The organism is Clavibacter vidaverae (assembly GCF_047529985.1).
GTDB classification, from domain to species: Bacteria; Actinomycetota; Actinomycetes; order Actinomycetales; family Microbacteriaceae; genus Clavibacter; species Clavibacter nebraskensis_A.
Map to the genome: position 1 here is coordinate 1,413,919 of NZ_JBLJAM010000001.1, position 20,347 is coordinate 1,434,265.

The following is a 20,347-nucleotide window of genomic DNA, read 5'->3' on the forward strand; positions in this document are numbered from 1 at the left end:
GCGGTGTCAAGAGCCGACTGGACGACACTACCGGATCACCGCTCCCCGCACCAGGGCACGGCTCCGCCCGGGCGCGCCCCGCGTCGTGCGGCGGACGCCCCCGGGCGGGGTCGCGAGGGGGATCAGCCCGCGGCGCGCTCCCCCGACGTCGGCACCGACGCGGATCCCGCGACCGGAAGCCCTCGCTCCGCCCGGCGCCGCTCGCCGCGCGCCCGGATCCGCAGACCCGCCCGCTCCACGAGCGAGTAAAGCGACGGCAGCACGAGCAGCGTCAGCACGGTCGACGACAGCAGGCCGCCGATCACGACGATGGCCAGCGGCTGCGAGATGAAGCCGCCGTGCCCGGTGAGGCCGACCGCGAGCGGCAGCAGCGCGAAGATCGTCGCGAGCGCCGTCATGAGGATGGGCCGGAGCCGTCGCCCGGCGCCCTGGAGGATCGCCTCGCGGAGCTCCATCCCGCGCGTCCGGTACTGGTTCACGAGGTCGATGAGCACGATGGCGTTCGTCACCACGATGCCCACCAGCATCAGCAGGCCGATGATCGACGCGACGCCGAGCGGCACGCCCGTCACCACCTGCAGCAGCACCGCGCCGGTCGCCGCGAACGGCACCGAGACGAGGAGCACGAGCGGCTGCACGAGGCTCCGGAACGTCGCCACCATGATGATGTAGACGATCAGGATCGCCGCGAGCACCGCCAGCCCGAGCTGCCCGAAGGCGTTGGACTGCTGCGACGCGACGCCGCCGAGCGACGCCTGCGCGCCGGCCGGCAGCTGCACGTCGGCGACGGCCCGCGACACCTCGGACGAGGCGAAGCCCACGTCGTCGCTGCCGGGCGTCGCGCTCACGGTCGCGCTGCGGAAGCCGCCCGTGGTCGTGACGGTCGCGGGGCCGTCGGCCACCTCGACGGTCGCCAGGTCGCTGAGCGGCACGAGGCCGCGCGCGGTCGGGATCCGGAAGTCGCGCAGCCCCTGCAGGCTCTGCGCGGCGTCCGGGTCCTGGATGTAGATGGACAGCGTCTTCTCGTCGATCACGACCTGCCCGACCGCGGCCGGCAGCCGGCTCGCGGTGACGATGCCGCCTACGGCCTGCTCGCTGAGCCCGGCGGCCGCAGCCTTCGCGCGGTCGACGGTCACGGCGATGTACGGCTGCGTCTCCGACAGGTTGCTCGTGGCCTGCTCGATGGACGGGACGTCCTTCACGGCCGCGAGGATCGCGTCGGCGGAGGCCTTGAGGTCGTCCGAGTCGTTCGCCGTGATCTGCACCGTGATGTCGCTCGACGAGAACCCGCCCGAGGCCGCCGCGAGCGACACGTCGCCCACGTCGGTGAGGCCGTCGACGGCGCTCCGCACGCGCTCGCGGATCGCGTCCTGGTCGCCGTCCGAGTCGGTCGTGAGCGAGAACGTGATCCCGCCGCCGCCGCTGAACGCCGCCGTGAGCGATGTGCTGTCCGAGCCGATCGAGGTCTGCACGGTGTCGACGCCCTCGACGCCGATGAGCGCCTGCTCGACCTTCGTGGCCGCGGTGTCCTGCGCCTCGAGGCTCGTGTCGCTCGGGAGCTCCTGCGAGACGGTGAGCGTGTTCTGCCCGCTGTCGCCGAGGAAGTTGGTCTTCATGCTCGGGATGAGCGCGACCGTGCCGCCCAGCACCAGGATCGCGAGCACGAGCGTGACGGCCGAGTGCTTGAGCGTCCAGGCGAGGATCGGCAGGTAGCCGCGCTGGAGGCGCGTGGGCTTGCCGATCTGCTCGCCCTCGTCGTGCGCGGCGTGCGATCCGCGGGCCGGCCGGTCGGCGAGCTCGCGGTCGTCGACGGGGCCGGCCACCGCGGCGTGCGCGCCCGTGCGGACGGCGCCCTCCGCGGCGGGAGCGGATGCGGCAGCAGCGGCGGCGGCCTTCCTGCGCGCCCGTCGCGACTCCCCCTCCGGCCGCAGGAACCAGTACGCGAGCACCGGCACGATGGTCAGCGAGACGAACAGCGACGCGGCGAGCGCGATGGTCACCGTGAGCGCGAACGGCCGGAACAGCTCGCCCGTGATGTCGCCGACGAGCGCGATCGGGAGGAACACCGCGACGGTCGTGGCGGTGGACGCCGTGACCGCGCCCGCGACCTCGCGCACGGCCGCGCGGATCGCCTCGAGCCGGTCGGGCGTGAAGGAGAGGTGCCGCTTGATGTTCTCGATCACCACGATCGAGTCGTCCACCACGCGCCCGACCGCGATCGTCAGCGCGCCCAGCGTGATGATGTTCAGCGTGTAGCCCGAGGCGAGCATGCCGATGAAGGTGATGAGCACCGAGGCCGGGATGGAGATCGCGGTCACGATGGTCGACCGGATCGACAGGAGGAACACGAGGATCACGAGCACCGCGAACACGAGCCCGAGCAGGCCCTCGGTCGTGAGGCTCGAGATGGACTGCTCGATGAAGGGCGCCTGGTCGAACACGACCGTGAGCTTCGTGCCGTTCCCCAGGTCGTCGGCGAGCTGCGGCAGGAGCTCCGTCACGAGGTGCGACACGTCCACCGTGTTGCCCGCGGGCGTCTTCGTCACGGCGATGGTGAGCGAGGGCTGCCCGTCGACGCGCGAGATGCCGGTGGTCGGGTCCTGGCCGAGCTCCACGGTGGCCACATCGCCGACCGTCAGCTCGCGCCCGCCCGCCGCGCCCAGCAGCGGCAGGGAGGAGAGGTCCTGGGTGGATCCGAGGCGCGTGCCCGACTGCACCGACAGCGTCGTGCCGTCCTCCGTCACGGATCCCGCGGGCAGCAGCTTCCCGTTCGCGTCGAGCGCGTCGCGGATCGCCTGGTTCGTGAGGCCCGCGGCCTGCACCTTCGCGGGATCCGGCGTGATGACCACGCGCTGCCCCACGGTGCCGAGCAGGCTCGCGTCGCGCACGCCCTCGAGCTTGCGGATGTCCCCGAGCGTCGAGCGCTCGAGCGCGGCCGTGAGGTCCTGCGGGCTGAGGTCGCTCGTGACGGCGATCTGGATCACCGGCAGGTCGTCGATGCTGCCCGCGATGACCACGGGGTCGATGCCGTCGGGCAGCGTGGTGCGGATCCGGTTGATGGCCTGGTCGATCTTCTGCTCGGCCGTCGCGAGGTCGGTGCCGTACGTGAACGACGCCGAGATGACGGACGAGTCGGTGCGCGAGGTCGCGGTGGAGGACTCGAGGCCCGGCACCGCCTGGATCGCGCGCTCGATGGGCGTCGACACGTCGGTGTCCACGACCGCGGGCGACGCGCCCGGGTACGCCGTGACGACCGCGAGCTGCGGGAACGACACCGACGGGATGAGCTCCTGCTTGAGGGTCGTCAGCGCGATGCCGCCGAACACCCCGATGACGATCGTGATGAGCGCGATCAGCGCCCGGTTGCGGAGGCTGAAGACGGAGAGGAGATGCAGGGGGTGCTCCTTGGGAGATGCGGGCAGCGGGTGCGGCGGTCGCTCGGACCGCTGATCGCCCGCACCGGGAACCCGCCCCGTGGGGGCAGTATCGCATCCGGGCCCGGGAAATCCCCGCTCGCGACGGGTTTTCGGCAAGGCGTCACCGCATCCGGACGGCACCCCTCCGGACGGAGCATGCTGGAGGGATGGCGCACCGGGCATCGAGCACGAAGGACGCCGTCCCCGAGCCCAAGACCTGCGCCTCGTGCGGTCGCACGATCGAGTGGCGGAGGAAGTGGGAGCGCGACTGGGACCAGGTCCGCTACTGCAGCGACGCGTGCCGGCGCCGCGGCGTCTCCGACGTCGACGAGCGGCTCGAGCGGCGGATCCTCGACCTCCTCGCCCACCGCGCCGGCGGCGCCACCATCTGCCCCTCCGAGGCGGCCCGCGCGGAGTCGCCGGACGACTGGCGCGAGCTGATGGAGCCGGCCCGTCGCGCGGCCCGGCGGCTCATGGACGCGGGCGAGGTGGAGATCACCCAGAAGGGCTCGGTCGTCGATCCCTCCACCGCCCGGGGCCCCATCCGGATCCGCCGCCGCCGCTGACGAGGCACACTAGGGGGATGCATCGACCGACCCTCACCGTCCTGGCCGCCGTCGCGAGCGCGGTGCTCCTGTCCGGATGCGGGGTCCAGTCCCAGTTCGAGACGCCCACGACCAGCATCTACGCCACCACGGCGGACGCGCAGGCGGCCCTCGGAGCGCGGCTGCCCACGTGGATCCCGCAGGACGGCACCCTCATCCGCACGAAGTCGGAGGCGAAGGAGGGCACCATCGTCGCCGTCCAGACCGCGCAGGCCGCGCCCGCGCCCGGCGGCTGCACCGACCTGAAGATGAGCGCCATCCAGGACACCTGGTGGCCGCCGGAGATCGACCCCGCCGCGGTCACCTGCGCCGACGGCTGGAACCTCTTCGCCGCGAACGGCCGCATCTACGGCTGGAGCGCCACGACCCTCGGCTAGGTCCCGGCCACCCGGCGCCGCCGCGCCGCGAGCGCCCGCAGCACGAGGATCACGACCACGCCGACCGCGGCGCCCACGACCGTGTCGACCACCCGGTCGGCCACGAGCGGCAGCACGGGCTGCGTCCGGCCGAGGCTCCCCATCACGAGCGCCAACGGCGTGATGAAGACGAGCGCCAGCCCGTAGTGCCTCCCCACCGCGAGCTCGGCGGCGAACTGGCAGGCGACCGCGACCGCGATCACGGCGGCGGCCGGCAGGTGCAGCGCGAGGATGCCCGCGGCCACGACCGACCCGGCGAGCGTCCCGAGCACCCGGTGCGCGACGCGGGTGAACGACAGCGGGCCGCGCACCACCGGCAGCACGGCGACCAGCGTCACGACCGCCCAGTAGTGGTGGCCCAGCCCGAGCGCCACGGCGATCGCGCCGGCTACGAGCGCGCCGACGACGTTGGCGACCACGGCCGTCCAGGCGGCCGGGTCGCGGTGCACGGCGGCGTCGCGCACGGGGACCCGCGGCAGCGCGCGGAACCGGTGCGCGTGCGCGTCGGGCGCCCAGCGGCGCAGCAGCCAGCCGGACATGCAGACGCCGGCGGAGAACAAGATCGCGGCCACGGCGGTGACCAGCGCGTCGCGCGCCTGCGCCGGATCCACCGGCACGGTCGCGCACACCACGAGCCCGAACACGGGGAACAGCGGATGCGGCGGCACGAGGCTCATCGCCGTCGAGACGAGCGACGCCCCGCCGAGCACCACGACGAGGCCCACGGCCTCGAGGGCGAGCGGCGCGTCGGCGAGCGACAGCAGCACGCCCGTGGAGATCGCGACGAGCATCATCGCGGCTCCCGCGCCCACGCTCGCGAGCCGCAGCCGGTAGCGCTCGTTGCGGCCGTAGAGGCCGGTGAAGGCCCCGAAGGACGCGTAGAGCGCGAGGTCGAGCCGGTCGATCGCGAGCAGCACGACGAGCGGCACCAGCAGCCCGAGGGTCGCGCGCATCGCGGCCTCGAGGTCGAGCGTCCGGGTCGACGGCGGCCGCGGGGCGGGCGGTGCGGTCACGCGGGATCCGATCTCCCCGGGGGTGGAAACGGGGCGGCACCACGCTACGCCCCCGCGCCGCCGCCCCCGGACGCGCCGACGCGCCCCCGGTCTCCCGAGGGCGCGTCGGCGGATCGTGCGGGTGCGGCTAGGAGCGCGCGGCCCGCAGCACCGTGAAGGAGCGGTCGCGCACCAGGATGCTCGTCGCGTCCTCGTCCGTGTTCTGCTCCGAGTCGGACGAGATGGCGAGGTGCCACGAGACGCCGAGGCCCTCGGGCAGCTGGAACTCCACGGGACCCTCGGCCGCGTTGAACGCGACGAAGAACGCGTCGCTGTCCTTACCCTTCATGATCACGCCGATGCTGAAGGCGTTGGGGTCCTCCCAGTCCTCGGGCTCGAGCGTCGCGCCGTCGGCCCGGATGAAGCGCACGGCCTCCTCCGCACCCTCGACGTCGTCGCCGCGGAACCCGATGGGGCGCAGCGCCCGGTTGCCGCGGCGCAGGCGGATCAGCTTCCGCGTGAAGTCCTGCAGCTCGCGGTCCGCGTTCTCCCAGTCGAACCAGGAGATCTCGTTGTCCTGGCAGTAGGCGTTGTTGTTGCCGCCCTGCGTGCGGGCGATCTCGTCGCCGCCGAGGACCATCGGGATGCCCGACGACAGCAGCAGCGTGCCGAGCATGTTGCGGCGCTGGCGGTCGCGGATCGCGGTGACCTCGGCGTCGTCCGTCGGCCCCTCGACGCCGGCGTTGGAGGAGCGGTTGTCGCTCTCGCCGTCGTTGTTGTCCTCGCCGTTGGCCTCGTTGTGCTTCTCGTCGTAGGAGGTGAGGTCCGCGAGCGTGAAGCCGTCGTGCGCGGTGATGAAGTTCACGCTGCACAGGGGCGAGCGGCGGTCGGACTCGTACACGTCCGGGCTGCCGGTGATCCGCTGGGCGAGCGCGCCGAGCACGTTCTGCCCGCTGTGCCAGAAGTCGCGCACGTCGTCGCGGAACTTCCCGTTCCACTCCGACCAGTCCGCGGGGAAGCCGCCGACCTGGTAGCCCTGGGTGTCCCACGGCTCCGCGATCATCTTCACGGGCGCGAGCACCGGGTCCTGGTGGATGAGGGTGAGGAACGCGCTGTGCAGCTCCGCGTCGCCGTCCTGGCGCGTGAGCGTCGTGGCGAGGTCGAAGCGGAAGCCGTCGACGTGCATCTCCTCGACCCAGTAGCGGAGCGAGTCCATGATGAGCGCGAGCGCCGCCGGGTGGCCGACGTTGAGGCTGTTGCCGGTGCCGGTGGTGTCGAAGTACGACGCCTCGTCGCCCTCCACGAGCCGGTAGTAGGAGGCGTTGTCGATGCCCTTGAGCGACAGCGACGGGCCCATGTGGTTGCCCTCGGCGGTGTGGTTGTAGACCACGTCGAGGATCACCTCGAGGCCGGCGGCGTGCAGCGCCTTCACCATCTCCTTGAACTCGGCGACCTGCTGCCCGCCGTCGCCCGCGGAGCTGTAGTCGGAGTACGGCGCGAGGAAGCCGATGGAGTTGTAGCCCCAGTAGTTGCGGAGGCCCTTCTCCTCGAGGTGCGAGTCCTGCATGAAGTGGTGCACGGGCAGGAGCTCGACGCTCGTGACGCCGAGGTCGGTGAGGTACTCGATGGCGCTGGGGTGCGCGAGGCCCGCGTACGTGCCGCGGATCTCCTCGGGCACCGACTCCATCCGCTCGGTGAAGCCCTTCACGTGGACCTCGTAGATGACCGTCTCGTCCGACGGCGTGCGCGGGGCCTCGTCGTCCTCCCAGTCGAAGCGGCGGTCCGCGACGACGGAGCGGGGCATGGACGCGGCGGAGTCGGCCTCGTTGATGGCGTCCGGGTCGTCGAAGGTGTGCGCGAAGACGTCCTCGCCCCAGGTCGGGTGGCCCTCGATCGCGATGGCGTACGGGTCGAGCAGGAGCTTGGCCGCGTTGTGGCGCAGGCCGCGGGCGGGATCCCACTCGCCGTGCACGCGCAGGCCGTAGCGGGTGCCGATGCCGGCGCCCTCGACGAGCCCGTGGAACACGTGGCCGGTGCGCTCGGAGAGGCGCGTGCGGGTCTCGGTGCCGGCGTCGTCGAAGACGCAGACCTCGACGGCCTCCGCGGTCTCCGAGTAGACGGCGACGTTCAGGCCGCTGGGCAGCCCTCCGTCGCGGGCGACGACGGTCGCGCCGAGCGGGTACGGGCGGCTGATGTAGGAACGGCTGATGGGTGGCAGGTCGATGGTCACCGGTTCAGTATGCTCGCGCCCGTCTGACCCGTTCGTGCACGAAGGGGATTCCCCAGGCAGCGGTCCGAGACCGGCGCTCGGCGGCTACGGCGGACCGCTGCCCGGGATCGGCTACCGCCCCTGGAGCGAGGAGAAGGCGCTCTGCGCCTCGGCGCCCCACGTGGCGAGGAGCACGCCGCGGCCCGCGGACGGACGCGCCACGACGGAGCGCTGCTCGCCCGCCGCGGTGAGCACCGGCGATCCGGCCGCGCCGGTGCCGAGCGCGCACGGCAGCGAGGTCTGCCCGCCCGTGTCGTGCTGCGGCCGGCCCGCGCACGCCTCGAGCGTCGAGGAGGCGGATCCGGCGGTCGGGTAGCCGAGGATCGCCAGGCGCGGCGCCTGACCGGTCGCCGGCACGAGGGGCGTCCCGAAGACGGGCTCGGCGGCGCCCACGGAGGCCGCGAGCACCTCGCCCGCGGGGCCCTTCACGCGCGCGAACCCGGCGTCGTCCGAGGCGCGGCCCGTCGTCGTCCACGAGGAGGACACGGCCGCGACGCGCACCGGCCAGATGCCGTGGGGCGCCGTGGCTCCCTGGGCTCCGGGGATGAAGGTGGCCAGAGTGGTGGCGGCGCCGGTCCTCCGGTCGACGAGGCAGTGGGCGGCGGTCGCGATCGCGTCGCCGTCCGGGGTGTCGACGACGCTCGCGGTGCACGCGTGGTCGCGCCCGCCCGAGACGTAGAAGAGGACGCCGACGAACGGCTGGCCGGGGTGCGGGACCGGCGCGGCGGCGCTCGCGTCCCCCGATGCGGAGAGGGTCGCGGACCGCGAGGCCGAGGCCGATCCGGTGACCGAGGACGCGTCGGCGGCGAGGGCGTCCGCGCGGGCGGCGGGCGTCCAGTGCGCGGCGGCGGCGGCCGGGTCGCCGGACGCGGGGACGACGACCGGTGCGGCGGATGCGGCGGACGCCGAGGACGGCACCGCGAGGCCGGCGGCGGCGAGGCCCCCGGCGAGCGCCAGCGCGGCGAGCGCGTGGCGGGAGCGGCCGGCGGCGGCCGGCGGGGTCGAGGCGGGGGTGGATCGCGGACGGATGCGCATGGTGTTCTTCCTCCAGGATCGGACGGCTCGCGACGCTCCGCCGGAGCGGCACCCGTCGACACGGGGCATCGGGACGCATGCCGCTCGCCGGAGGTCGCGCGGATGCCCGCACGCTACCGGTCGGGAGGCGCCCCAGGACGGGGGCGTCCCCAGGCCGACGATGGGGCGCCCGCGGGGGCCGGTGCGGTACCCGCGGGGGCCGCCGCCTCACACGAGGATCGAGCGGTCCTCCACGTCGTGCCCGAGCCCGGCCGCCGGCGCGAGCCCGCGCCAGGCGTCCTCGAGGATGTCGAGCGCGCGGTCGGTGGCCGCGGGCGGGGCCGTGATCGGGATCCGGAGGAACCGCTCGAAGGCGCCGTCGTGCCCGAACCGGCTCCCGCCCGTGATCGCGAGCCCGCGCGTGCGGGCGGCGAGCGCGAGCTCCGTGCTCACGGGCGCGCCGATGCCGACCCACACCGCGAGCCCGCCGTCGACGTGCGGCACCTCCCAGCCGGGGAAGCGCCGCGCGAGCTCCGCCTCCATGTGGTCGCGGGTCTCGCGGAGGCGCGCGCGGCGCTCGGCGAGGATCCCGTCCATGCCGCCCAGCACCTCGGCCACCACGAGCTGCTCGAGCACGGGCGTGCCGAGGTCCCGCGCCGAGCGCGCCCGGGCGAGCTCCCGGAGGAGCGGCCGGCCGGCGCGGATCCACCCGACGCGGAGCCCGCCCCACACCGTCTTGCCGACCGAGCCCACGAGCACCACCGTGCCCGGCGACCCGTGCACGGCGAGCGGCGGATGCGCCTCGGCCCGGTCGATGTCGAGCTCGGCCGTCGTCTCGTCCGCGATCACGGTCACGCCGTGCGCCTCGGCGAGCGCCACGATCCGGGCGCGCTGGTCCTCGGGCATGGTGCGCCCGGTCGGGTTGTGGAAGTCCGGCATGAGGTACGCGAGCGCGGGCCGGGTGCGGCGGATCGTCTGCTCGAGCACGTCCTCGTCCCAGCCGTCGGCGCCCACGCCCGCCCCGACGAGGCGCGCGCCCGCGTCGCGCAGGGCCTGGATCGCGTGCGGGTAGCTCGGCTGCTCGACGAGCGCCCGGTCGCCGCGGCGCAGGAGCACGGACGCCAGCAGCCCGATCGCGTGCTGCGCGCCCACGGTGACGAGCACGTCGTCGGCCTCGGTCGGCAGACCGCGGGCCCGGTAGCGGGCGGCGATCGCCTCGCGGAGCTCGGGCAGCCCCTCCACGTCGTAGCCGTGCCCGTCGAGGTGCGCCGGGAGCCGGGTCGCCGCGCGCATCGCGGCCTCGGCGAGCGCGGGCGCCGCGGGCACGGCCGCGCGGCTCATGTCGGCCACCTCGCGGCCCTCCCCCTCGGCGTCGGGCGCACGCCGCGGGATCCGCGTCACGCTGCCGGACCCGCGCCGGCTCGCGAGGTGGCCGGTCCCGCGGAGCGCCGCGTAGGCCGCCGCGACGGTGGTGCGGCTGAGCCCGAGCGCGGCGGCGAGCTCGCGCTCGGCGGGCAGGCGCGCGCCCACGGGCACGCGGCCGTCGAGCACGAGCCGGCGGATCCCGTCGGCGAGCGCCCGGTAGGCCGGGCTCCCCGGCCGGGTCCACTCCCCCAGCAGTGCGGTGAGGGCGGCCGGGCCGAGCACGGCGGAGGGCGCGGATCCGGAGAGGGTCATGGGGCCACAGCCTGCCGATTGGCACCTTGTCCCGCAACCGGCGACGCGATTGGATCTCCCTCATGCTCCGTCGCTCAGTCCAGTTCGCCATCGGGATCTTCCTCTACGGCTTCGCCATCGGGCTGATGCTCCAGGCCGCCGTCGGCGTCTCCCCGTGGGACGTCCTCAGCCAGGGCGTGACGCTGCGCACGGGCCTCCCCTTCGGGCTGGTGACGAACATCATCGGCGCGCTCGTGCTCCTGCTCTGGATCCCCATCCGCCAGCGACCGGGCTGGGGCACCGTCCTCAACGTCCTCTTCGTCGGCTACAGCGCGCAGGTCGCGCTGGCGGTGGTGCCGGCCGTCGAGACGCTCTGGATCCGCATCCCGCTCTTCGCCGCCGGCCTCGTCCTGCTCGGCGTCGCGACGGGCCTCTACATCGGCGCGCACTTCGGGCCGGGGCCGCGCGACGGGCTGATGACGGGGATCCACCGCCGCACGGGCTGGCCGGTGTGGCGCGTGCGCGTCGGCATCGAGCTGGTGGTGCTCGCGATCGGCTGGGCGCTCGGCGGCAACGTGGGGCTCGGCACGCTCGCGTTCGCCCTGCTGATCGGCCCGATCGTCCAGCGCACGCTCCCCCTGTTCGACCTCCCCGTGCCCCCGCGAGACCGCCGTCGCCGCGGCCGCCGCGACGCGTCCGCGGACGACGCGGGCGCCGTCCCGACCGGACCCGTCGCGACGGCGGGCTAGTCCGCGGGGCGACGCGGATCCAGCGGGGTCTCGGGCCGCGCCCAGCGCCGTCGCGACCCGGGCGCGTCGCGGGGTATCGTTGCCGCTCGTGACTCCGGACCCCCAGGCCCCCGAGAGCAGTCCCGCCAAGCGGCTGCTCATCGGCGAGAAGCTCGCCAGCGACAAGCTCGAGGGCCAGCTGCTCCCCAAGCACCTGGCGCTCCCCATCTTCGCGAGCGACCCGCTCAGCTCGGTGGCCTACGCGCCGCAGGAGCTGCTCCTCATCCTCACGCTCGGCGGGCTCGCGTTCCTGAGCTTCGCGCCGTGGGTCGCGGCCTGCGTCGTGATCCTGCTGGTCGTCGTGGTGCTCAGCTACCGGCAGCTCATCAAGGCGTACCCGTCCGGCGGCGGCGACTACGAGGTCGCGCACAAGAACCTCGGCGAGAAGGCGGGCCTCGTCGTCGCGTCGGCGCTCCTCGTCGACTACATCCTCACCGTCGCGGTGTCGGTGGCCTCGGGCGTCGACAACATCATCAGCGCGATCCCCGAGATCGCGCCGTTCCGCGTCGAGATCGCCGTGTTCTTCGTCGCGCTGCTCGCGGCGGTGAACCTCCGCGGCGTGCGCGAGTCGAGCAAGGCCTTCGCCGTGCCCACCTACCTCTTCATCGCCAGCGTCGGCGTGATGATCGCGGTCGGCCTCGCCCGCACCGCCCTCGGCGACCCGCCCGTCGCGGAGTCCGCGGCGTACACGGTCGACACCCCGAGCCTGTCGCAGGTGGCCTTCATCCTGCTGCTGCTCCGCGCGTTCTCGAGCGGCTGCTCCGCGCTCACCGGCGTCGAGGCCATCTCCAACGGCGTGCCCGCGTTCCGCACGCCCAAGGTCAAGAACGCGCAGGCGACGCTCGTCATCATGGGCGGCACGGCGATCGTCCTGTTCGTCGGCCTGACGACCCTCGCCCTCATCGCGCGCGTGCACTACGGCGAGCACCCGTGCGACCTCATCGGCTGGGCCGAGTGCGCCACCGAGCCGCAGAAGAGCCTCATGGCGCAGGTCGCGGCGGCCACCTTCGGGAACGGCAGCGTCATGTTCTACCTGCTGCAGGCGACCACCGCGGCGGTCCTCCTCCTCGCGGCCAACACGGCGTTCAACGGCTTCCCGCTGCTCGGATCCGTGCTCGCCAAGGACGCCTACGCCCCCAAGTCGCTGCTCACGCGCGGCGACCGCCTCGTCTACAGCAACGGCATGCTGCTGCTGGCGCTCGGCGCGACGCTCATCCTCGTCGTCTACCAGGCGAACCTCACGCAGCTCATCCAGCTCTACATCATCGGCGTCTTCGTCTCCTTCACCCTCGGGCAGACGGGCATGGTCGTGCACTGGACCCGCATGCTCCGCGAGGGCTGCGCGAACCGCGGCGAGGTGATCCGCGGCCTCGCCATCAACGCGTTCGGCGCGCTGCTCACGGCGCTCGTCCTCATCGTCGTCACCATCACGAAGTTCACGCACGGCGCCTGGCTGGTGTTCGCGATCATGCCGGTGCTGTTCCTCCTCATGCTCGGCGTCAACCGCTACTACCGGGACGTGGAGAAGGAGATCGAGGTCGACCCCGTCACGGTCTTCGGCTCCACGGGCGACCACGCGGTCGTGCTCGTCGGCCGGATGCAGAAGCCCGTGCTCAAGGCGCTCGACTACGCGATCGCCGCGAACCACGACAGCATCGAGGCGGTGCACGTCTCCGTCGACGACGAGGCGACGAGGCTCCTCGAGCGGCAGTGGGTGGAGATGGAGATCGAGATGCCGCTGCGCATCGTCGCCTCCCCGTACCGCGACATCAGCTTCCCGCTCATCAAGTACCTGAAGTCGCGTCGAGCGGAGCACGGGAGCGAGATCATCACGGTCTACACGCCCGTCTACATCGTCGGCCACTGGTGGGAGACGCTGCTGCACAACCACAAGGCCCGGCGGATCCGCCAGAAGCTGCTGCTCGTGCACGGCGTCACGCTCGCCCTGGTGCCGTGGCTGCTCGACTCGTCGGAGCTCATCTACGGCCGCCGGTCGCGGCCCGTCCCCGGCCAGGACCGACGCGGCGAGCCCGTGCGTCCGGTGTCGCGCCGCCCCGGCCCGCCGCCCACCACCCCCGTCAAGCACACGAGCGGGCGCGAGACGCCGTAGCGGGCGCGCGCATAGCGCATCTGCGCACGAATAGTTAGTGCCCCCCTTTTTTCGGCGGGGGGCTATGCACTGCCCTCCTCTCGGAGTTGCGTGTGGTTCGCAGGGTCCGAGCCCTGCGCACCTCGAACACCACGAGAACCGAGAGGGAATCACATGTCGAACGACCTCACACCGGCGTCGCCCGCGACCGGCGGATCCATCGCCGACGACGCGTACGCCACGGGCCCCGTGCCCGCGTACCCCGTCGCGGACGGCGGAGTCCCCACGGGCGGAAGCAGCACCACCGGCAGCACCAGCAGCACCAGCACGACCGACACCGCGAAGGAGCAGGCCGCGAGCGTCGCCGACGACGCCAAGGCCGGCACCCGGCACGTCGCCGGCGTCACGAAGGACGAGGCCGGGAAGGTCGCGTCCGAGGCGAAGGCCCAGGCGCAGGACCTCCTCGCCCAGACGCGCGACCAGCTCCGCGAGCAGACCGGCGTCCAGCAGGAGCGCGCCGCAGGCAGCCTCCGCACGCTCAGCGACGAGCTCCGCGACATGGGCGACAAGTCGGAGAGCACGGGCATCGCGAGCGAGCTCGTCTCCCAGGTCTCGCGTCGCGCCGGCAGCGCGGCCGAGTACCTCGAGGGCCGCGACCCCGGCACGCTCCTCCAGGACGTGACCGACTTCGCGCGCCGCCGCCCGGGCCTGTTCGTCGGCCTCGCGGTCGTCGCGGGCGTCGCCGCCGGTCGCCTCACCCGCTCGCTCACGAGCGAGGCGCACGACCAGAAGGAGGCGGAGGAGGCGGAGGAGGCGTCCGGCACCACGGGAGCCACCGCGACCGGCGCGACGACGACGGGCGCCTCCACGGGCTACGTCACGCCCGCCGTCCCCACCGCGAGCGCCTACGCGCCCACCGAGCTCAGCGCCGACGAGCCGCTCGGCGTCGGACCGTACGACGCCCCGGCGACGGACGCGTCCACCCCGCTCTACGACCAGACGCGCCCCGTCGACCCGCTGACCGAGACCTTCGGCACGGGCGAGCGCGCCGACGGATCGCGCGCATGACCGACGGACGCACCCCCTCCGAGGAGAAGGCCGCGACCACCAGCCTCGGCGACCTCCTCGGCAACGTCACGAAGGACGTCTCCACGCTCATGCGCCAGGAGATCGCCCTCGCCAAGGCGGAGATCAGCGACTCGGCCAAGAAGGCCGGGAAGGGCGCCGGCCTGTTGGGCGGCGCCGGCTATGCGGGCATCATGGCCGTGCTCTTCCTCTCCGTGGCCCTCATGTACGGACTGGCCTACTGGTTCGACAACCTGGCCTGGGCCGCGGTCGTCGTGGCCGTGATCTGGGCCGTCATCGGCCTCGTCATGTACCTGCAGGGCCGCAAGCAGCTGAAGACCGTGCAGGGAGCACCCCGAACGGCCGACAGCGTCAAGAAGATCCCCGAAGCGATGAAGAGGAACGAGGCAGACCGATGAGCGACAACCCCGACCAGATCCGTGCGGACATCGAGCGCACGCGCAACGAGCTGAGCATCGACGTGGATGCGGTGGCCGACAAGGTCACCCCCGCGAAGGTGGCCCAGCGCCAGACCGACAAGGTGCGCGGCGCCCTGTCGAACGTGAAGGACAGCGTCCTCGGATCCGCGAGCGACGCCCGCGCGAACGTGGGCGACGCCGTCTCCGGCACCGCCGGCGGCGCGAAGGCCAAGGCGAAGGGCAACCCCGTCGGCCTCGGCTTGGTCGCGTTCGGCGCCGGTCTCCTCATCGCCTCGCTGATCCCGGCGAGCGACAAGGAGAAGGAGCTCGCCTCGACCGTCAAGGACAAGGCGCAGCCCCTCGTCGAGAAGGCGACCGACGCGGCCAAGGACGTCGCGTCCGAGCTGAAGGAGCCCGCGCAGCAGGCCGCCCAGTCGGTCGCCAGCACCGCGAGCGACTCGGCCGGGACGGTCAAGTCGGAGGCGCAGTCGACTGCGCAGGACGTCACGAGCAGCGCCCAGGACGCGAAGCAGGCCGTCCAGGACGACGCCCGCGGCTGATCCGCCGCACCCGGAGGGGAGCCGGCCCATCGGGTCGGCTCCCCTCCGCCGTCGGCGCGACGCGCCGATCGTGTCCTCGAAAAGGAGGACACGGCTGTACAGTTGTTTGTGCACGAACTCTTTCCCCCGGGAGCTCGTGCGGCTCGACCGGAACGCGCGGTGCCCCGATGACGGTGCACCGCGCTCCGGTCGGACGGCATCCGGATCGACCCGTGAGGTCCGGATCGACGCGGGGGTCCGCGTCGTGAGTACCCGCGAAGGGCGCAGGACCCCCGCGTCCCCCGTCGGCCGGCGCAGCCGCGCTCAGCCCAGCGCCGCGACGACCTGCCGGGCCACGCGCCGCCCCGCGCGGTTCGCGCCGATCGTGGACGCCTGCGGCCCGTAGCCCGCGAGGAACACCCGCGGATCCCGAGCGGATACCCCCGACTCGACACGCACCCCGCCCTCCTTCTCCCGGAGGCCGAGCGGCGCCAGGTGCCGGATCTCCGGCCGGAAGCCCGTGGCCCAGATGACCGCGTCCACCTGGTCCCGGCCGCCGTCGGCCCAGACGACGCCGTCCTCCTCGAAGCGCGCGATGGCGCCCCTGCTCGCGAGCACTCCGCGGCGGATCCCCGCGACGATGCGCCGGGTGCGCGGCACGCCCGTGCCGCTGACGATGCTCGGCAGCGCCTCGCCCGCGCGCGCCGCCTGGTCCTGCAGGTCGACCGCCCGGACGGCGGCCTCGACGTCGAGTTCGCCCGCCTCGAGGAAGTCGACGGGCCGCCTGGTCGACCACAGCGTCCGCGCCGCGACCCCCTCGAGCTCCAGCAGGAAGCCGATGGCGGAGGTGCCGCCGCCCACCACGAGGACGCGCAGGCCCCGGAGGTCCGCCGCAGCGCGGTAGCCGGAGGTGTGCAGCTGCCGCCCGCGGAAGGTCCCGAGCCCCGGGTAGGAGGGGATGAAGGGCGCGCCCCAGGTGCCCGTCGCGTTGACGACGAGGCGCGCGACGCGGTCGCCGTCGGTCGCGCGCACGAGGAGCGGACGGGCGGCGTCGGAGGGGTGGGCGGCCCGGCGGCGCGACGCGGCGGGCGGCGGGACGTCCGCGTCGAGGACCGCGCGGACCTCGACGGGCCGCGCCACGCGCAGGTCGAAGTGCTCCTCGTACCTGGCGTAGTGGTCGCGCACCACCTCGCGCGCAGGGAGGCGCCGGTCGGCCGTCGCGAACGAGATGCCGAGCTGGGACATGCCGGGCAGGTCGGCGACCCGGTGCGCGGATCCGAGGCGGAGGGCGGCCCACCGGTGCTGCCAGGCGCCGCCCGTGGAGGGACCGCGGTCGAGCACGACGGCGTCCGTGCCCATGCGGAGGCCGAGGCGCTGCAGGTGGTACGCGACGGAGAGCCCGGCCTGTCCGGCACCGATGACCACGACCTGGGTCTCAGCGGGTTCGCGGCTCATGGGACGACCAGGCTAGCGCCCGCCCCCGCGTGGATCCCGAGCACCGGGGCGAGCACGTACGATGCCGTGTGCGCCTCCCGCCCAGGGGGACACGCCCGGGACGACGAAGGCCACATGTTAGGGTAGCCCCTAGGTTTTCTCCAATCCCTGTCCGCTGCATCCAGCGTTGTCACCGCCCGTCGGGGCCTGAGTCGTGAGGGGGTCTCGCATGGGGCGCGGCCGTCAAAAAGCTAAGCACACCAAGATCGCGCGAGAGCTGAAGTCGTTCAGTCCCAATGTGGACTACACCCAGCTGGAGCGCGAGCTGACCACCCACGGGGCGGTCGACGAGCAGTACGCGGCCGAGGCCGCGAAGTGGGATGAGTACGCCGACGAGCCGGACGCCTACGTCCCGGGCGACGAGCAGAAGCGCGCCTGATCCCGCCGCCGGCTGACGCCGGACGCGCACCGGACCCGTCTCCTCGTGAGGCGGGTCCGTTCACGTGCGCCCGGGGACGGCGGCGTCGCCACGACGACCGCGCTCCGGCCGGTCGTCCCGCGGGAGATCCCGCCGAGGCCGCGCGGGATCAGTCGCGGTAGCGGCCGGTGAGGCGCACGGCCCCGCCGTCGACGCCCTTGGCGCCCTGCTCGAAGCCGGCTCCCACGGGGGCCTCGCCGATCGTCACGCGGCCGGCCTCCCACGTCGGGATGCCCGCGGCGGTGAGCGCGCGGGCGATGCCGTCCGCGGCCGCGGCGTCGACCACGGCGATCATGCCGATGCCGAGGTTCCAGGTGCCCTCGGCGCTCTCGAGCGTCGAGCCCGCGATGCCGGCCAGCGCGCGGAACACCGCGGGCGGCGACCACGTGGAGCGCTCGAGCTCGCTGAAGGATCCGCGGGGCAGCACGCGCGCGAGGTTCGCCGCGATGCCGCCGCCGGTGACGTGGCTGAGGGAGTGGACGCCCGGGCCGAGCTCGGGCTGGCCGAGCACGTCGAGCAGCGGGGTCGTGTAGAGGCGGGTGGGCTCGAGGAGCACCTCGCCGACCAGGCCGCCGAGCTCCGCCGACGTGTCGCCGAAGCCGATGCCGGCGCCCGAGAGGATGTGGCGGACGAGCGAGAAGCCGTTGCTGTGCAGGCCGCTGGAGGCGAGGGCCAGCACGACGTCGCCGTCGCGCACGCGCTCGGATCCCAGCACGGAGTCGGCCTCGACCGCGCCGACCGCCGCGCCCGCGACGTCGTAGTCGTCCGGTCCGAGGAGGCCGGGGTGCTCGGCGGTCTCGCCGCCGACGAGGGCCGTGCCGGTGTCCGAGCAGGCGCGGGCGATGCCGGCGACGATGTCGGCGATGCGCGCCGGGACGACGCGGCCGCACGCGATGTAGTCGGTCATGAAGAGGGGGCGCGCGCCCACCACGACGATGTCGTCGACGACCATGCCGACGAGGTCCTGGCCGATGGTGTCGTGCTTGTCGATCGCCTGCGCGATGGCGACCTTGGTGCCCACGCCGTCCGTCGACGTGGCGAGGAGCGGGTGGCGGAAGCGCGTGAGCGCGCTCACGTCGAACAGGCCCGCGAACCCGCCGAAGCCGCCGATGACCTCGGGGCCGTGCGTGCGGGAGACGGCCTCCTTCATCAGCTGGACCGCGAGATCGCCGGCCTCCGTGTCGACGCCGGCCTCTGCATAGGAGCTCTTGGTGGTCACCTGAGACACAGTAGCGGCCGGGCGCGTCGCTCCCGTGTGGGAGACTGGCGACTCCCCCACCTCTTCTACTCTTCAGGAGTCAGCCGAAGCATGTGCGGCATCGTCGGCGTCGTATCGTCCGAACCCGTCAACCAACTCGTCTACGACAGCCTCCTGCTCCTGCAGCACCGCGGTCAGGACTCCACCGGCATCGCCACCGCCGAGGGCAACACCTTCCACGTGAAGAAGCTCAGCGGCCAGGTGCGCGAGGCGTTCCGGACGCGCGACATGCGCTCGCTCCTCGGCACCATGGGCCTCGGCCACGTGCGGTACGCGACCCGCGGCAGCGCGGCCGACGAGGACGAGGCGCAGCCGTTCTACGTGAACGCGCCCTACGGCATCGTGCTCGTGCACAACGGCAACCTCACGAACACGCGGGAGCTCGCGCAGGAGCTCTTCCACGTGGATCGCCGCCACACGAACACGAGCTCCGACACCGAGCTGCTCGTCAACGTCCTCGCGCACGAGCTGCAGTCGCAGGTCTCCGGCATGGCGCTGGATCCCGACCAGGTCTTCACCGCCGTCGAGCGCGTCCACGAGCGGGTCGAGGGGTCGTACGCGTCCATCGCGATGATCGCGGGGCACGGCATGCTCGCGTTCCGCGACCCGTTCGGGATCCGCCCGCTCACCCTGGGCCGCCGCGAGCTCGCGGGCGGGCGCATGGAGTGGGTCGTGGCGAGCGAGTCGCTCGTCATGGAGTCGCTCGGCTACGAGATCGTGCGCGACGTCGCGCCCGGCGAGGCCGTCTTCATCACGATGGACGGCGAGATGCACGCGCGCCAGTGCCACCCGACGCCGCGCCTCATCCCCTGCGCCTTCGAGTTCGTCTACCTCGCGCGGCCGGACTCGGTCATGTCCGGCATCAGCGTCTACGACGCGCGCCTGCGCATGGGCAACCGGCTCGCGGCGACCATCGCGGAGCACAGCCCGGCGGGCGACATCGACGTGGTCATGCCGATCCCCGACTCGTCCCGGCCGTCGGCCATGCAGGTCGCGCAGACGCTCGGCATCGAGTACCGCGAGGGGTTCTACAAGAACCGCTACGTGGGCCGGACGTTCATCATGCCCGGGCAGGCGCAGCGCAAGAAGTCGGTGCGCCAGAAGCTGAACGCCATGAGCTCCGAGTTCAAGGGCAAGAACATCCTCATCGTCGACGACTCCATCGTGCGCGGTACGACGAGCCGCGAGATCGTCGACATGGCGCGGCAGGCCGGCGCCAACAAGGTCACGTTCACCTCGGCCGCGCCGCCGGTGCGCTACCCGCACGTGTACGGCATCAACATGCCGTCGCGGCAGGAGCTGATCGCGCACGGGCGCAAGATCCCGGAGATCGCGCAGGAGCTCGGCGCCGACCACCTCATCTACCAGGAGGTCGCGGACATGCGCGACGCCATCGTCGAGGGATCCACCGGCGTGGAGGACCTCGAGATGAGCTGCTTCACGGGCGAGTACATCACCGGCAACGTGACGCCCGAGTACCTGTCGTGGCTGGAGCGCACGCAGCTCAGCTGACCCGCGGCGACCGCGGGCGCCGGAGCCGGATCAGGCGCCGGGCTCGCCGCGCTCGCGCTCGGCCGTGAGCACGCGGGAGCGGCGCGACGCCGTGCGGTCGAGCGCCAGCGCGATGAGCGCCGCGAGCCCGCCGAAGAGCACGACCGCGAACAGCGCGAGGAACGCCAGCACCTGGGCCTCGGAGAACTCCGGGTTCGGCGGGAACGTGAGCGTGAGGACCATCGCCACGACGAGGCCGAGCACGGCGCCCACGCCCATGAAGCGGAAGTAGCGGGGGGACCGCCGCACGAGGACCTCGGTGCGGCGCTCGTCGTCGGGCTGGGGTCGGGCGTCGGTCATGCGTCCATCATCCCCCGAGCCGCGGACACCCGGCGAACCGCGGGCGGCAGCGACGCGC

17 protein-coding genes are annotated in these 20,347 nt (G+C 73.3%); 9 read left to right on the forward strand and 8 right to left on the reverse strand.

Going from position 1 to position 20,347, the window contains the following annotated elements:
* Window positions 1-122: 122 nt before the first annotated feature.
* The gene (locus ACMT9T_RS06455) at window positions 123-3,395 is read right to left on the reverse strand and encodes an efflux RND transporter permease subunit (RefSeq protein WP_414745864.1); all 3,273 of its coding nucleotides are present in this window, start codon (window positions 3,393-3,395) and stop codon (window positions 123-125) included.
* A 188-nt stretch (window positions 3,396-3,583) separates the two neighbouring features.
* Here ACMT9T_RS06455 and ACMT9T_RS06460 point away from each other — a divergent pair, with 188 nt between their 5' ends.
* A complete protein-coding gene (locus tag ACMT9T_RS06460) occupies window positions 3,584-3,982 on the forward strand; it encodes a DUF3253 domain-containing protein (RefSeq protein ID WP_414744765.1) in 399 nt (132 codons plus the stop codon).
* Window positions 3,983-3,999: 17 nt separating this feature from the next.
* On the forward strand, window positions 4,000-4,398 hold the full coding sequence (locus tag ACMT9T_RS06465; RefSeq protein ID WP_414744766.1) for an LPS-assembly lipoprotein LptE: 399 nt from the start codon (window positions 4,000-4,002) through the stop codon (window positions 4,396-4,398).
* On the opposite strand, the gene ACMT9T_RS06470 is transcribed toward ACMT9T_RS06465, so the two are convergent.
* The 4 genes from ACMT9T_RS06470 to yczR all read right to left on the reverse strand — a co-directional run bounded on the left by ACMT9T_RS06470 (window position 4,395) and on the right by yczR (window position 10,389).
* Entirely contained in the window at window positions 4,395-5,450 is a 1,056-nt protein-coding gene (locus ACMT9T_RS06470) for an FUSC family protein (RefSeq protein ID WP_414744767.1), read from the reverse strand. The two genes, ACMT9T_RS06465 and ACMT9T_RS06470, sit on opposite strands and share 4 nt — an antisense overlap.
* A gap of 127 nt (window positions 5,451-5,577) precedes the next feature.
* A complete protein-coding gene (glgX, locus tag ACMT9T_RS06475; protein WP_414744768.1) occupies window positions 5,578-7,659 on the reverse strand; it encodes a glycogen debranching protein GlgX in 2,082 nt (693 codons plus the stop codon).
* Between the two features lie 111 nt (window positions 7,660-7,770).
* Window positions 7,771-8,733: a trypsin-like serine peptidase gene (locus ACMT9T_RS06480; protein WP_414744769.1), complete on the reverse strand. Its 963-nt coding sequence runs from the start codon at window positions 8,731-8,733 to the stop codon at window positions 7,771-7,773.
* A gap of 207 nt (window positions 8,734-8,940) precedes the next feature.
* Window positions 8,941-10,389, reverse strand: coding sequence for a MocR-like transcription factor YczR (gene yczR, locus ACMT9T_RS06485; protein WP_414744770.1), 1,449 nt, complete (start codon window positions 10,387-10,389; stop codon window positions 8,941-8,943).
* A gap of 62 nt (window positions 10,390-10,451) precedes the next feature.
* Between yczR and yczE the strand changes: the two genes are divergently transcribed.
* The 5 genes from yczE to ACMT9T_RS06510 all read left to right on the forward strand — a co-directional run bounded on the left by yczE (window position 10,452) and on the right by ACMT9T_RS06510 (window position 15,289).
* Window positions 10,452-11,117: a membrane protein YczE gene (gene yczE, locus ACMT9T_RS06490; RefSeq protein WP_414744771.1), complete on the forward strand. Its 666-nt coding sequence runs from the start codon at window positions 10,452-10,454 to the stop codon at window positions 11,115-11,117.
* A gap of 88 nt (window positions 11,118-11,205) precedes the next feature.
* Window positions 11,206-13,266, forward strand: coding sequence for an APC family permease (locus tag ACMT9T_RS06495; protein ID WP_414744772.1), 2,061 nt, complete (start codon window positions 11,206-11,208; stop codon window positions 13,264-13,266).
* Between the two features lie 153 nt (window positions 13,267-13,419).
* Window positions 13,420-14,313: a hypothetical protein gene (locus tag ACMT9T_RS06500; protein ID WP_414744773.1), complete on the forward strand. Its 894-nt coding sequence runs from the start codon at window positions 13,420-13,422 to the stop codon at window positions 14,311-14,313.
* Window positions 14,310-14,729 carry a phage holin family protein gene (locus tag ACMT9T_RS06505; RefSeq protein WP_414744774.1) on the forward strand — a complete coding sequence of 140 codons (420 nt, stop codon included), beginning with the start codon at window positions 14,310-14,312 and terminating at the stop codon, window positions 14,727-14,729. Before ACMT9T_RS06500 ends, ACMT9T_RS06505 begins: the two co-directional genes overlap by 4 nt.
* Window positions 14,726-15,289, forward strand: coding sequence for a DUF3618 domain-containing protein (locus ACMT9T_RS06510; protein WP_414744775.1), 564 nt, complete (start codon window positions 14,726-14,728; stop codon window positions 15,287-15,289). Before ACMT9T_RS06505 ends, ACMT9T_RS06510 begins: the two co-directional genes overlap by 4 nt.
* 303 nt (window positions 15,290-15,592) lie before the next feature.
* On the opposite strand, the gene ACMT9T_RS06515 is transcribed toward ACMT9T_RS06510, so the two are convergent.
* Window positions 15,593-16,723, reverse strand: a complete 1,131-nt coding sequence (locus tag ACMT9T_RS06515; protein ID WP_414744776.1) for an FAD-dependent oxidoreductase — start codon at window positions 16,721-16,723, stop codon at window positions 15,593-15,595.
* A gap of 208 nt (window positions 16,724-16,931) precedes the next feature.
* Between ACMT9T_RS06515 and ACMT9T_RS06520 the strand changes: the two genes are divergently transcribed.
* Window positions 16,932-17,141 (forward strand): DUF3073 domain-containing protein, encoded by a 210-nt coding sequence (locus ACMT9T_RS06520; protein WP_012037444.1) that lies wholly within the window; start codon window positions 16,932-16,934, stop codon window positions 17,139-17,141.
* Window positions 17,142-17,289: 148 nt separating this feature from the next.
* On the opposite strand, the gene purM is transcribed toward ACMT9T_RS06520, so the two are convergent.
* The gene (purM, locus tag ACMT9T_RS06525) at window positions 17,290-18,399 is read right to left on the reverse strand and encodes a phosphoribosylformylglycinamidine cyclo-ligase (RefSeq protein ID WP_414744777.1); all 1,110 of its coding nucleotides are present in this window, start codon (window positions 18,397-18,399) and stop codon (window positions 17,290-17,292) included.
* Window positions 18,400-18,489: 90 nt separating this feature from the next.
* Here purM and purF point away from each other — a divergent pair, with 90 nt between their 5' ends.
* Window positions 18,490-19,950 carry an amidophosphoribosyltransferase gene (purF, locus tag ACMT9T_RS06530; protein ID WP_414744778.1) on the forward strand — a complete coding sequence of 487 codons (1,461 nt, stop codon included), beginning with the start codon at window positions 18,490-18,492 and terminating at the stop codon, window positions 19,948-19,950.
* 30 nt (window positions 19,951-19,980) lie between these two features.
* Here the strand turns inward: purF and ACMT9T_RS06535 are convergent, their stop codons facing one another.
* A complete protein-coding gene (locus tag ACMT9T_RS06535; protein ID WP_414744779.1) occupies window positions 19,981-20,289 on the reverse strand; it encodes a hypothetical protein in 309 nt (102 codons plus the stop codon).
* Between the last annotated feature and the right edge of the window lie 58 nt (window positions 20,290-20,347).

Bases quoted from the DNA above. Each gene is read 5' to 3' on its own strand.
- ACMT9T_RS06465 (WP_414744766.1), top strand. From the start codon at position 4,000: ATGCATCGACCGACCCTCACCGTCCTGGCCGCCGTCGCGAGCGCGGTG.
- ACMT9T_RS06500 (WP_414744773.1), top strand. From the start codon at position 13,420: ATGTCGAACGACCTCACACCGGCGTCGCCCGCGACCGGCGGATCCATC.
- yczE (WP_414744771.1), top strand. From the start codon at position 10,452: ATGCTCCGTCGCTCAGTCCAGTTCGCCATCGGGATCTTCCTCTACGGC.
- ACMT9T_RS06515 (WP_414744776.1), bottom strand. From the start codon at position 16,723: ATGAGCCGCGAACCCGCTGAGACCCAGGTCGTGGTCATCGGTGCCGGA.
- purF (WP_414744778.1), top strand. From the start codon at position 18,490: ATGTGCGGCATCGTCGGCGTCGTATCGTCCGAACCCGTCAACCAACTC.
- ACMT9T_RS06520 (WP_012037444.1), top strand. From the start codon at position 16,932: ATGGGGCGCGGCCGTCAAAAAGCTAAGCACACCAAGATCGCGCGAGAG.
- ACMT9T_RS06505 (WP_414744774.1), top strand. From the start codon at position 14,310: ATGACCGACGGACGCACCCCCTCCGAGGAGAAGGCCGCGACCACCAGC.
- ACMT9T_RS06480 (WP_414744769.1), bottom strand. From the start codon at position 8,733: ATGCGCATCCGTCCGCGATCCACCCCCGCCTCGACCCCGCCGGCCGCC.
- ACMT9T_RS06535 (WP_414744779.1), bottom strand. From the start codon at position 20,289: ATGACCGACGCCCGACCCCAGCCCGACGACGAGCGCCGCACCGAGGTC.
- ACMT9T_RS06510 (WP_414744775.1), top strand. From the start codon at position 14,726: ATGAGCGACAACCCCGACCAGATCCGTGCGGACATCGAGCGCACGCGC.
- ACMT9T_RS06460 (WP_414744765.1), top strand. From the start codon at position 3,584: ATGGCGCACCGGGCATCGAGCACGAAGGACGCCGTCCCCGAGCCCAAG.
- yczR (WP_414744770.1), bottom strand. From the start codon at position 10,389: ATGACCCTCTCCGGATCCGCGCCCTCCGCCGTGCTCGGCCCGGCCGCC.